The following is a 13590-nucleotide window of genomic DNA, read 5'->3' as shown; positions in this document are numbered from 1 at the left end:
ACTTTATCAGGAGATAGTTTTATTTATGAAAACTAAAAATTTTATATTAAATAATATTGAAGATGATGAAGTTATACTATGGCAAGGTAAACCATGTAGAACAAAACTTATTAAATATGTCTCAAAAAAATTTCTTGTTCTTAAATGGATATTTTGTATGTTTAGTATTTCTTTTGGTGTAAAATATTTCGAGTACTATAATGGTGTTGTTAGTGACACTATAAGAAAAGTTGTAACATTGGTTATTATTATTTGTGGAATACTTTTGGCAATAAAACCTTTATATGACAGTAGAAAAGATGCCCAAAATACGTTCTATATTCTTACAAACAAGAGAGTTATTGTTCGAAGAAAAAAAGGTCAGTGTGATGTAACAACATATATGAACCTTAATAGACTTAAAAATATATGTATAGAAAAAAATCGTTCAAAAACTGCTACTGTATATTTTAATGATAGAAAATTACAGTATAATAATTTCAAAAATGAGGATTTTGATAATGCAGTTTTTTATAATGTAAAAGAATATAATGCTTTTGAAAAAGCTGTGTCATCATTTGTTGATGTAAGCTATGTAGCATAAATATTAAAATGTTATAAAAGCGTCCTTAAATATATGTCTTATTAATTTGGAGATATATATTTTAGGGCGTTTTTGTTGTTATTATTTTTGTTTTGTGTATAATATTATATGGAATTCAAAAAGGGCTGCTTTTATTATACCCCATGTGTAATAAAGGAGCCCCATAAGTCGTTATTAAAATTTAGGAGGATTAATATGATAGTTATAGCAGGTCTTGGAAATCCTGGTTCAAAATATGAAGGTACAAAGCACAATGTAGGTTTTAGAGTTATAGATAAATTGGCTGATGATTATAATATTAGTATGACAAAATTGAAACATAAAGCCTTTATTGGTGAGGGAAGTATAAAAAATAAAAAAGTTATGCTTGTAAAACCTCAAACATATATGAACCTTAGTGGAGAGAGTATAAGAGAGATTTTAAATTTTTATAAAATACCTGTGGAAGATTTTATTGTTATATATGACGATATAAGTTTACCTGTTGGTGGTACAAGAATACGTGAAAAAGGTAGTGCCGGAGGACATAATGGTATTAAAAATATTATAAGTCAGTTAGGGACTGATGTGTTTTTGAGAATAAAAGTTGGTGTTGGTGAAAAACCTGCTGGTTGGGATTTGGCAGACTATGTTTTAAGTAAATTTTCAAAAGATGATGAGGCGGCTCTTGTGGGAGGAATTGACAGAGCTGTTTCTGCTGTTGAAATTATACTTTCTGAAGGTGTCAAAGAGGCAATGAATAAAACAAACCAAAAATTGAGGTGATTTAAGTTTGAATACATTTGTAAAACCCCTTTTAGAACTTGAAGGATTTAAAAAACTTAATTACAATGTTCAAAATAATGTTTCTCCTGTTCTTGTGACAGGAGTTGTTGATGTTCAAAAAAATCATATTGTTGGAGCTTTAAGAGAAATTACAGATACACCAGCTTTAATAATAACTCATAATGAGCTTAGAGCAAAAGAAATATGTAACGATATGCAGTTTTTTGATAAAAATTGTATGTACTATCCTTCAAAGGATATTCTTTTTTATAGTGCTGATGTTAGAAGTGATGATATTGTTCGTAAAAGACTTTCTGTAATAGATATGGTTATGAAAAATGAAAGACCTACTGTTGTTCTTTCGGCAGAAGCTCTTTTTGATAGATTGCTTAATAAAAGTGAGTTTGAAAAGTATATCATAACTCTCAAAGAAGGGGACGTTATCAATGTAGGAGAGCTTTGTGAAAGACTTGTTTTGATGGGTTATGAAAGAAATGATATAACAGAGAATAGGGGAAGTTTTTCTGTTAGAGGTGGAATTATAGATATTTTTTCACCAATAGAGGAAACAGCTGTGAGAATTGAGCTTTGGGACGATGAGATAGACAGTATAAGACTTATGGACGCAGATACTCAAAGGTCAATAGAGAAGGTTGATGAGACAAAGTTATTTCCTGTAAGGGAAATGGTTTATGGCAAAAAAGAACTTGAAAATGCCCTTAAAAAAATAAAATCAGAACTTAAAATTTGTACTGAAAAATATGCAAAAAAGGGACATAATGAGGAGGCTGAAAGACTTCTTGAATATATTAATGAGGATATAGAAAAATTTTCAGAAGATAAATCTTATGGTGGTGCTGTAAGCTATATACAATATTTTTATGAAAATACTGTAAGTCTCATTGATTATATGCCCGAAAACACTGTTATATATTTTGATGAACCTCAAAGAATTGCAGAACATAGCAAAAATATTTTTGATGAGTACAGTGAAAGTATTAAAAGTCGTATAGAAAAAGGCTATCTTTTACCTAATCAAAGTACAATGGTTTTTGATTACCATGACATATTAAAATTTGCAGAGAAAAAAACGCAAATTCTTTTTACAACTGTAACAGTAAATATTAAAGATTTTAATATTAAAGATATTATAAATATAGCAGGAAAAACATCATCTTCATTTAGTCAGAGATTAGACCTTTTCTGTGATGAAATTTCATATCTTAAAAATAATGGTTATAGAGTTTTAATACTTGCAGGAGCACAGACAAGATGTGAAAGATTTGTGAGAGAACTTTCTGAAAGAGGTATTGAAAGTTATTATACAACAGATTTTGAAGGTGAAATTCAAAAGGGTTCTGTTGCTGTTATGAGAGGAAGACTTGGAAAAGGTTTTGAGTATCCTGATATAAAATTTGCTGTTTTCTCTGAGAGTGAGCTTTTTGGAGATGTTAAAAAGAAAAAAACTAAAAAGAAAAATAAAAAAGGTTCACCTATTGAAAGCTTTACAGATTTAAAGGTTGGTGATTATGTTGTTCATGAGAGCCATGGTATAGGAGTTTACAGAGGTCTTGAAAAAATTGTTGTTGAGGGAATAAGTAAAGACTATATGAAAATATCCTATTCCGATGGTGGAAATTTATTTGTTCCTGTAAATCAGATGGATTTAATTCAGAAATATATAGGAAATGGTGGAGCTAGACCAAAGCTTAATAAACTTGGAAGTCAAGAATGGTCAAAGGCTAAAAATAAAGTTCGTTCTGCTGTAAAAGTTCTTGCACAGGATTTAGTAATGCTCTATGCAAAAAGACAGGCTACAAAGGGATTTCAATATTCTGAAGATAATATGTGGCAAAGAGAGTTTGAGGAGTCATTCCCTTATGATGAGACTGAGGACCAGCTTTTGGCTATTGAGGACGTTAAAAGAGATATGGAAGGTACTCAAGTTATGGATAGACTTATATGTGGTGATGTTGGATATGGCAAGACAGAAGTTGCTATACGTGCCGCTTTTAAAGCTGTTCAAGACGGAAAACAAGTTGCATACCTTGTTCCTACAACAATACTTGCACAACAACATTATAATACATTTTGTCAGAGAATGGCGGACTATCCTGTGAGAGTTGACCTTCTTTCCAGATTTAGAACACCAAAACAACAGAAAGAAACATTAAATGCCCTTGAAAAGGGTTATGCTGATATTGTAATAGGAACTCATAGAATATTATCAAAAGATGTTAAATTTAAAGATTTGGGACTTATAATTGTTGATGAGGAACAGCGTTTCGGTGTAAATCATAAAGAAAAACTTAAAACACTTAAAGAAAATGTTGATGTTTTAACTTTAACAGCTACACCTATTCCAAGAACACTTCATATGAGCCTTGCAGGTATAAGAGATATGAGTGTCCTTGAAGAACCGCCACAGGAGAGAAGACCTGTTCAGACTTATGTTCTTGAAGATAATCCAGAGTTTGTGAAAGAGGCTATAAATAGAGAATTGGTAAGAGGAGGACAGGTTTATTATTTGAATAACAGAGTCCATAATATAGCAGAAGTTGCCTTAAAAATTCAAAATCTTGTACCTGATGCTGTTGTGGCTTATGCCCATGGTCAAATGACAGAGCGTGAACTTGAAAGAATTATGAGTGAATTTATAGAAGGTGAAATTGATGTTCTTGTATGTACAACAATTATTGAGACGGGACTTGATATATCAAATGTAAATACAATAATAATACAGGATGCCGATTATATGGGGCTTTCACAGCTTTATCAGCTTAGAGGTCGTGTTGGTCGTTCAAATAAAATTGCTTATGCCTATTTGATGTATAAGCGTGATAAAGTTTTAAATGAAGTTGCTGAAAAACGTTTACAGACAATACGTGAATTTACTGAGTTTGGTTCAGGTTTTAAAGTTGCTATGCGTGACTTGGAACTTAGAGGTGCGGGAAACCTTTTGGGAGCTGAACAGCATGGTCATATGGAAAGTGTTGGGTATGATATGTACTGTAAACTTCTTGATGAAGCAGTAAGAAAACTTAAAGGTGAGGAAGTTTCAGAAAGCTTTGAAACATCAATGGACATAGATATAAATGCTTTTATACCAGATTTTTATATACATGACGAAAAACAGCGTCTTGAGATTTATAAAAAAATATCTCTTGTGTCATCAATGGAAAATTACTATGATATTCAAGAGGAAATTGAAGACAGATATGGAGATATTCCAAAAAGTGTTCAAAATCTTTTAGAAGTTGTACTTGTCAAGGCGGAAGCCCATAAAAGAGGGGTTACAAATATTGTTCAGAAGGGAAATAATATTGTTATAACATTTAAACCTGATGCAAAAATAGACCCTGTTAAACTTACAGAACTTATAAATAAAAATAAAAGCAGATATCTTTTTACATCTGGAGCTAATCCTTATCTTACAATAAAAACAAATCCTAAGGAAAAAATAACAGCTCTTACTTATATTAAGAATGTGTTACAGGATTTGTAATATGTTTTATTGGGTAATATTTTGTTGTATAATATATTAACTGATGGAATATAATCTAATTTTTTAAAGTGGGTGTGTGTATGATGAAAAAGTTTATAAAGACAGCCTTGTGTGTTATGTCTGCAATTATGCTTTTTGCTGGTTGTGGTAATAGTACTAAAGGTAATGATGGATATGTACTCAAAATAAATGATGAGGAAGTATCTAAAGGGGAATTTATGGTATATCTTAATGAGGCAAGACTTAATTTTGAGTCTGTTGGAGGCAGTGATATTTGGGAGACTGATTTTGAAGGAATGACTGCTGAAGATGTTGCAAAAAACAGTGCTATAAATGCTCTTGAACTTGTTAAAGTTTCAAATCAGAAGGCTAATGAGTTGGGAGTTTCTTTGACAGAAGATGAAATTTCATCTGCTAAAAGTGAAGCGGAAAAATCTTTTGAGACTCTTGGAGAGTATGCTGAAAATAATGGTATAACTCTTGAAGATGTTGAAAATACAATGATTGACCAAACTCTTTACAGTAAAGTTTATAATAGTGTTACAAGCAGTTTTGAAGTTAGTGAAGCTGATTTTAATGCTTATTATGAATCTGTGAAAGGTGATTTACAAAATTATTATAAAAAATATACTATAAAGAGTATATTTGTAAGTGATAAAGTAAAAGCTGAAGAAGTTATTTCAAAATATAACTCAGGAACTGACTTTGATACTCTCTTTGATGAGTATGAAGAACAGGAAGGTATGATAAATCAATCAGAAACAACATATAAAGGTACTTTAGAAAGTTTATTTGGTGTTGAGTTTGATGTTCAGGCTGGACAAATATCAAGTGCACTTGATGGCGGAGACGGATATTATATTATAAAAGTTGAAAACATTGAGGAGTCAACAGAGGAAGAACTTAAATCTATGGCAGAACAGATGTATACTGAAAATGCTAAACAACAGCTTTTTACAGATGAGTATAAAAAATGGTCTGAAAATGTTAAAATAGAAAAAAATGATGAAATTTTAAATCAGATTAAAGTTAATCAATAATTAAATAGAAATGCGTCGATTTAATCGACGCATTTTTTGTTTATTAATCTTCTTTACTTTCTATAACTGTTTTTCTTGCAAAAAGTTTTGTTAAATATAAAAGACCTTCTGCATATTCATCTTTAAGCATATCTTCTGTATATCTCCATTGCCAGTTACCGCCAGCCACAGAAGGTGTATTCATTCTTGCATAGTCTCCAAGTTTCATTACATCTTGAAGTGGGAATATTGAGAATACTGCTGTTGATGACATAGCAAGTCTTATAAGGTCCCAAGATACATTTTCTCCACTTACATTTAAGTATCTTCTCATTTTGTCTTTTTCGTTATCTCTTGCATTTGTATACCAGCCCAAAGTTGTGTCATTGTCATGAGTTCCTGTGTATACAACACAATTTTTGTCATAGTTATGAGGAAGATAATCATTGTTTGGAGAGTCATCAAAGGCAAAGTGAAGAACTTTCATTCCCGGGAATTTTAATTCATCACGAAGAGCTGAAACTTCATCAGTTATAATTCCTAAATCTTCTGCTATGATAGGAAGCTCCCCTAATTTATTTTTTACAGCTGCAAAAAGGTCAGCTCCTGGACCTTTTGTCCATTTTCCGTTTATTGCTGTTTCCTCACCAAAAGGCACTTCCCAATAGCTTTCAAAACCTCTGAAATGGTCAATTCTTACTATATCAACCATTGAGAGTACAGCTTCAATTCTTGCAATCCACCATTTGTAACCGCTCTTTTTGTGTTCACTCCATTTATAAAGAGGATTTCCCCAAAGCTGTCCTGTTGCTGAGAAATAGTCTGGTGGAACTCCTGCAACAAGCTGTGGGAAACCTTCAGAGTCCATATAATAATTTTTAGGATTTGCCCATGCGTCAGCACTGTCATAAGCAACAAATATAGGAATATCTCCTATAATTTTTATATTTTTACTGTTTGCATATTCTTTGAGAGCAAACCATTCTTCAAAAAACTCAAATTGAAGGAATTTATAGTAAAGTATAGAGTCTGAAAGCTCCTTTGTCCATTTTCTTATGGAAGCAGAGTTTCTCTTTACAAGACCGGAAGGCCATGTGCTCCATACAGCTCCATAATAATAATCCTTCTGAACATTTTCAGAGAGTTTATCTTCTGTTTTTTTACAAAAGGCTTTAAATTCTTTTGACTCCCACTCCATTTTTCTTTTTTCTATAAAGTAATCTTTTAAAGACACAAAAAGTGCATAGTCATCAAGCCAGTGTTTGTTATCTTCACAGAATTTATTAAATTTTTCTGTTAATGTTTTATCCTTTGATTTTTTGAAATTTTCAAAGGCTTTTTTATATAATATTGTTTTATACTTTATAACATTTCCATATTCTGTTTTTGTAGCTGAAATATTTGTAGGTATTTCATTTTTTATACTTTCATCAAGAAGTCCTTTTTTTATAAGTGTGTCAGGGCTTATTAAAAGTATATTTCCTGCAAATGTGGAAAAACTCTGATAAGGAGAGTCTCCAAAACTTGTAGGACCTAATGGAAGTACCTGCCAGAGAGTTTGACCGGCTTTTTCAAGAAAATCAATAAATTTGTATCCGCTTTCACCAAGGTCACCTATACCATAAGGTGAAGGGAAACTTGTAGGGTGTAAAAGTATTCCGCTTGAACGTAAAAAACTCATATTTCCGTCCTCCTTTTTAATTGTAATCAATTAAATTTTAGCAATTTTTAAGTTTTATGTCATTAATAACAAATAACAAAAAATTTTATTAAATTCCATATTTTATATGCAATACCATAGTAACCATAGTATTTTTTGTATATTTCAAAGAAAAATATATATGTATAAAAATTCTCTTTATATAAAGGAGGAAAAATTAATGAAATATAAAATATTAACGGTTTTAGGTCTTTCAATAGCTTTATTTTCAGGTTGCTCCGATGATGGAAATGCTGTTGAAAACAATGAAGAATATACATCTGGTTACTATTATGATTATATAGATAACAGTGATGGATATGCTTCTTATAATGATGGAACAGGTTATGGTGACGGACTTGGAAGTGATACAGGAGACGGAACAGGCTATAACAGTGTTTTAAATGGTTCTGGAAATGGAACTGCCAATGGATATAATACATCTGTCGATGGAATTACTATGAATTAATTTTATAAAATGTTGTCGTAAAATGGGACTGTGTATATTATTTTAATACATAGTCTCTTTTTATGTAAAATATATGTAAACTTGATGACACTTTCTAATTTATAAACTATAATTAATATTATATAAAAGTTTTTTAAATAACCTCAGAGGTGAAAATATATGAATAAAAAAAATTTTACCATAGCGTCCATAATAGACATAGGCTCTAATTCCCTTACAATGTGTACGGGACAGTGTTCTAATGGAAAAATACAAATACTTCAACAGCTTGAGTATCCTTTAAGTCTTGGAAAGGATACATTTAGCACAGGAAAAATAAGTATTGAAAAGGTTAATAAAGCATGTGAAATACTTAACAAATTTGTGAAATCATCATCAGAATATAAAGTCACAAAAATTAAAACTGTTGCAACAACAGCTGTGAGAGAGGCTGTAAACAGAGATTATGTTGTTGAACAAATTAAACTTCGTACAGGTCTTGATATAGAGGTTCTTGATGATTCTCAAGAGAAAACAATAATTTATAAAGAGATTATGCGTCGTCTTAAGGGATATAAAACTTATAAAAATCCTGCTCTTATGATTTATTCAGGTGTTGGAAATCTTGGTATATCTTTTATAGACAATAATACAATACCATTTACAACAAATATTAAAATGGGAAGTCTTCGTATATCTGAAATGTTTACATCAATACATGACTTTGAGGAACAGTATAAAATAGTAATAGAGGACTATTTAAGAGGTTTTAATGAGACTTTCAGAACAGTTCTTCCAAAGGGTGAATTTAAACATTTTGTTGCCAGCGGAAGACAAGTTCCTCTTATAGCACAGCTCTGTAATTCACAGAAATTGACAGAAAATATTGACTACATAAAAGTAGAGGACTTTAACAAACTTTATAGCGAAATTTCTGAAAAATCCTTTGACCAGATTATGGAGGATTACGATGTTTCAGAGGAAAATGCAGAACTTTTAAAATATTCTATGAGTATAAACTCAATGCTTCTTGGATACACAAAAGCAACAAAAATAATATTGCCTTCTGTGTTTATAGGTGATGCCCTTCTTTTTGAGGCTTTAAAACCTAAAGAAGCACAGGCTTTTAATGAGTATTTTACTGAGAATACAGTCATAAGTGCAAAAACTATGGCTAAACGTTATAATTTTGATGAGGACCATGCAGGTTTTGTTGAGAAATATTCATTATCTATATTTGATAAAATGAAACCATACCATGGACTTGGAAAAAAAGACAGACTTCTTTTGAGAGTTGCTGCCATAACTCACGATGTTGGAAAATATATTAATATAAGAAATCATTATGACCATTCTTATGAAATAATAAGAAGTTCTGAGATTGTTGGACTTAGTGTTCATGATATGGAGATTATTGCTAATGCAGCTAAATATCACAGTACATCTGTTCCTAATATGCTTGACTATAACTTTAACCGTTTAAGTTATGAAGATAGAATGAGAGTGTCAAAACTTACAGCAATACTTAGAATTGCTGAGGCTCTTGATAAAGGACATATAAAGAAATTTGAAAACATAGATGTAAAAATAAAAAATAATACTCTGTCAATAGGTATTGCCACACTTAGAAATACACAGATTGAAGAATGGTCTTTCGCTTCAAAGAGTAAATATTTTGAAGAAGTATTTGGTATGAAAGCAGTAATTAAAAAGAAAAGAGTGATGTAAATATGGATTTTAAAAATACAGAATATTATGTAAATAGAGAATTAAGCTGGCTTATGTTCAATGAGAGAGTTCTTGAGGAGGCTTATGATAAAACAAATCTTCTTCTTGAAAGATTTAAGTTTCTTGCCATAACAGCTTCAAACCTTGATGAATTTTTTATGGTAAGAGTTTCAGGACTTCTTGACCAAGTTGATATTGGATATACTAAAAAAGATATTGCAGGATTAAATCCTAAAGAACAGCTTTCAAGAATATCAGAAAAAGCCCATGAAATGTATGCTAAACAAAATAGCTGTCTTATGCGTTCACTTCTTCCACTTCTTGAAAAAGAGGGAGTAGTTTTCTTAGACACTAAAGACCTTTCTTCTGAGCAGAAAAAGTTTTTGAAGGAGTATTTTAATTCTACTTTATTCCCTATTGTAACACCTATGGCAATAGACCAAAGTAGACCTTTTCCACTCCTTCCAAATAAGTCTTTAAACCTTATACTTAAAATTGTCAAAGACGGAGAAACTGTATACGCTGTTATGCAGGTTCCTACTGTTGTTCCTAGAATAACAGAGCTTCCTTCATCAAGTGGAAATAGAGAGCTTATAATGCTTGAAGATATACTCTCAATGTTTGTTGATGAGCTTTTTGAAGGCTGTGAAGTTAAAAATGTAAGTTACTTTAGAATAACAAGAAATTCTGACCTTACAATTGATGAGGAAGACACAGAAGACCTTCTTGAAGAAATTGAAAAATCTATTAAAAAGAGAAAATGGGGAGACCCTGTTCGTCTTGAAATAGAAAAAAATATGGATAAGGAAACAAAAAATTTCCTTCTTGATATGTTAGAGCTTGACTCTGAAGATATATATGAAAGCTCTGGATATATTGATTTTACAGTATGGATGAAGTTTAGTTCAATAGAAGGCTTTGACCATTTGAGAAATGAAGTTTTAAAACCACAGCCTGTTCCTGCTTTTATGGATAAAAATATTTTTGAGGCTATTCGTGAGGGAGATATACTTGTTCATCATCCTTATGAGACTTTTGACTGCGTTGTAAAATATATTCAGGAGGCAGCAAAAGACCCTGATGTTTTAGCTATAAAACAAACTCTTTATCGTGTAAGTGGAAATTCTCCTATTGTGGCGGCTCTTATACAAGCAGCTGAAAATGGAAAACAGGTTACTGTTCTTGTGGAACTTAAAGCAAGATTTGACGAGGAAAATAATATTATTTGGGCTAAAAAACTTGAAAAAGCAGGTTGTCACGTTATATATGGTCTTGTTGGTCTTAAGACACACTGTAAAATATGCCTTGTTGTTCGTCAGGAGGAGGACGGTATAAAGAGATATGTCCATATGGCAACAGGTAACTATAATGATAGTACAGCTAAACTTTATACTGACTTTGGCTTCTTCACAACAAGAGAAAGTTTTGGAACTGATGTATCAGCTCTTTTCAATGTACTTACAGGATATTCAAAACCACCACAGTGGAAAAAAATATCTGTTGCACCAACATCTCTCCGTCAAACATTTATACAGTGGATTGAAAATGAGACAAATATTGCTAAAAAGGGAAGATATGCAGAAATTACTGCTAAAATGAATTCCCTTGTTGATGCGGGAATAATAAGAGCATTATATGCAGCATCGGCAGCAGGTGTTAAAGTAAATCTTATTGTAAGGGGTATATGTTGTTTGAAATCAGGTATACCGGGAGTAAGTGAAAATATACGTGTTATAAGTATTGTTGACCGTTTCCTTGAACATAGCAGAATTTATTATTTCCATGATGATGGTAATGAAAAAATATTCCTTTCAAGTGCTGACTGGATGCCTAGAAACCTTGATAAGCGTGTTGAAACAGCTTTCCCTATTGAAGATGAAAAACTTAAAGAGAGAATAAAAGAGACTTTAAAAATAACTCTTGCGGATACTGTAAAAGCTAGAGTTCAAAGACCAGATGGAACTTATGAACATGTTGACGGTAGAGGAAAGGAAGTTATCCACTCTCAGCTTATTTTCCATAGTCAAGCTGTTGAAAACTATAAAAAAGCAAAGAAAAATACTGACAAAGAAATATTTAAACCTGTGGAAGGTCATTTTGAAGACTGATTGTTTATAAATAAAAAAAGATGTAAAAGTATTAATTTTACATCTTTTTTTATATTATTCTGTTTTACTCATTTCATCAATAAGCTCATGTTTTAAGTTATAAAGTTTTTCTGAAAGGTCAACAGGCACTATATGAGGATTTTTAAGACGTCTGTGTTCGTCCCAAAGAGTATTAAGCTCATTATCACAGTATTTCTTTATATCCATTGTTTTTGGAGACTCATAAACACATTCACCTTTTATGAATATTGGTACAAGAAGCTCACGAACGTAGTATTCACCCGGTTTAAGGTTCATTTTTTTCCATTTTGCGCTGGAGTCAAAAAGTTTTAAAGGTTTTTCTGTGTCTATTGTTTCATCATCAAGTGTTATAAGGTCTGCTTTTATTTTGTCTGTCTTTTTGTCATATAGACGGAATATCTTTTTAATTCCCGGATTTGTAACTTTCTCTGGATTGTTTGAAAGTTTTATTTTTGGAATAAAGTTTCCATTTTCATCTGTTTCAGCAGCGAGTTTATATACACCACCAAAAGCAGGGCAATCATCACTTGTTATAAGTTTTGTTCCAACTCCCCAAAGATGTATCTGTGCATTTTGAAGTTTAAGGCTGGCAATAAGATTTTCATCAAGGTCACTTGATGCACTTATAACTGCATCATTAAATCCGGCTTCATCAAGCATTATTCTAGCTTTCTTTGAAAGATATGCAAGGTCACCACTGTCAAGTCTTATACCATAGTTTTTAAGCTCAATTCCTTTATCTCTCAATTCCTGGAATACTTTTATAGCATTTGGTACACCAGATTCAAGAGTATTATATGTGTCAACAAGAAGTGTACAAGCATTTGGGAAAAGCTCTGCATATTTTCTGAAAGCTGTAAGTTCATCAGGGAAACTCATTACCCAGCTATGAGCGTGAGTTCCTTTTACAGGAACATCAAAAAGTCTTCCTGTTAAAACATTACTTGTACCAACACAACCACCTATTACAGCAGCTCTTGCACCGTATGTTCCTGCATCAGGTCCCTGAGCACGGCGAAGACCAAACTCTAAAACAGGGTCTCCCTCTGCTGCCCAAACAACTCTAGCAGCTTTTGTTGCTATAAGACTTTGATGATTTATAATATTTAAAAGTGCTGTCTCAATAAGCTGTGCTTCCATTATAGGTGCTGTTATTCTCATAAGTGGTTCATGAGGGAAAACAACAGTACCTTCAGGTATTGCATAAATATCCCCTGAAAATCTGAAATTCTCAAGATATTTTATAAACTCATCATTGAATATATTGAGATTTTTTAAATATTCAATATCCTCTTTTGAAAAACGAAGATTTTTGATATAATCTATTGCCTGTTCAAGTCCGGCACATATTGCAAAACCGTTTCCACTTGGATTTTTGCGATAAAAAAGGTCAAAAACAACAGTTTTTTCTGTAATTCCTGTTGAATGGTATCCCTGCATCATTGTAAGCTCATAAAGGTCTGTGAGCAGAGACATTTCATTAAAATTCATAACTACGCTTCCTTTCGTAACAGTATGTTGAAAAATACTACCGATAATGTGATTATTAGGGATATTATACACAAAAATAAATCTAAATTCAATTTAATTTTACAAAAGTTCTTTACAAAATAAAGGGGGTATTGTATAATACCACCGTATTGGTATAATTTTATTTTATATACAGATAAAGTTAAACACAATGACGGGGACAGTAGTCTTTTATTGAAAGCAA

9 protein-coding genes and 1 other annotated feature (1 of these 10 running past the window's edge) are annotated in these 13590 nt (G+C 31.7%); of the genes, 7 read left to right on the top strand and 2 right to left on the bottom strand.

What is annotated here, in order from left to right; translation table 11 throughout:
* The first annotated feature begins 25 nt into the window (after positions 1-25).
* From B5E58_RS07945 to B5E58_RS07930, 4 genes are all read left to right on the top strand, one after another.
* A complete protein-coding gene (locus B5E58_RS07945; protein WP_088109151.1) occupies positions 26-583 on the top strand; it encodes a hypothetical protein in 558 nt (185 codons plus the stop codon).
* 195 nt (positions 584-778) lie between these two features.
* Positions 779-1348 carry an aminoacyl-tRNA hydrolase gene (gene pth / locus B5E58_RS07940; RefSeq protein WP_088109150.1) on the top strand — a complete coding sequence of 190 codons (570 nt, stop codon included), beginning with the start codon at positions 779-781 and terminating at the stop codon, positions 1346-1348.
* A gap of 7 nt (positions 1349-1355) precedes the next feature.
* Positions 1356-4853, top strand: coding sequence for a transcription-repair coupling factor (gene mfd, locus B5E58_RS07935; RefSeq protein ID WP_088109149.1), 3498 nt, complete (start codon positions 1356-1358; stop codon positions 4851-4853).
* 80 nt (positions 4854-4933) lie between these two features.
* Entirely contained in the window at positions 4934-5893 is a 960-nt protein-coding gene (locus B5E58_RS07930; protein WP_088109148.1) for a peptidyl-prolyl cis-trans isomerase, read from the top strand.
* 43 nt (positions 5894-5936) lie between these two features.
* Here the strand turns inward: B5E58_RS07930 and malQ are convergent, their stop codons facing one another.
* On the bottom strand, positions 5937-7553 hold the full coding sequence (gene malQ, locus B5E58_RS07925; protein WP_088109147.1) for a 4-alpha-glucanotransferase: 1617 nt from the start codon (positions 7551-7553) through the stop codon (positions 5937-5939).
* Positions 7554-7752: 199 nt separating this feature from the next.
* On the opposite strand from malQ, the gene B5E58_RS07920 reads away from it, so the two are divergent.
* The 3 genes from B5E58_RS07920 (at position 7753) to B5E58_RS07910 (ending at position 11855) form a co-directional block, all read left to right on the top strand.
* Positions 7753-8040, top strand: coding sequence for a hypothetical protein (locus tag B5E58_RS07920; protein ID WP_088109146.1), 288 nt, complete (start codon positions 7753-7755; stop codon positions 8038-8040).
* 159 nt (positions 8041-8199) lie between these two features.
* Positions 8200-9747 (top strand): Ppx/GppA phosphatase family protein, encoded by a 1548-nt coding sequence (locus tag B5E58_RS07915; RefSeq protein WP_088109145.1) that lies wholly within the window; start codon positions 8200-8202, stop codon positions 9745-9747.
* 2 nt (positions 9748-9749) lie between these two features.
* A complete protein-coding gene (locus B5E58_RS07910) occupies positions 9750-11855 on the top strand; it encodes an RNA degradosome polyphosphate kinase (protein WP_088109144.1) in 2106 nt (701 codons plus the stop codon).
* A gap of 54 nt (positions 11856-11909) precedes the next feature.
* Here B5E58_RS07910 and B5E58_RS07905 read toward each other — a convergent pair whose 3' ends face one another.
* Entirely contained in the window at positions 11910-13367 is a 1458-nt protein-coding gene (locus tag B5E58_RS07905) for a nicotinate phosphoribosyltransferase (protein ID WP_088109143.1), read from the bottom strand.
* A 181-nt stretch (positions 13368-13548) separates the two neighbouring features.
* Positions 13549-13590 (top strand) — a binding site (T-box leader); it runs 191 nt beyond the window's last position.

Source organism: Tyzzerella sp. An114, assembly GCF_002161055.1.
Classification (GTDB): Bacteria; Bacillota; Clostridia; order Lachnospirales; family Anaerotignaceae; genus Fimicola; species Fimicola cottocaccae.
Note: the sequence above shows the minus strand (reverse complement) of the source record. Positions and strands in the feature narration are given on the sequence as shown.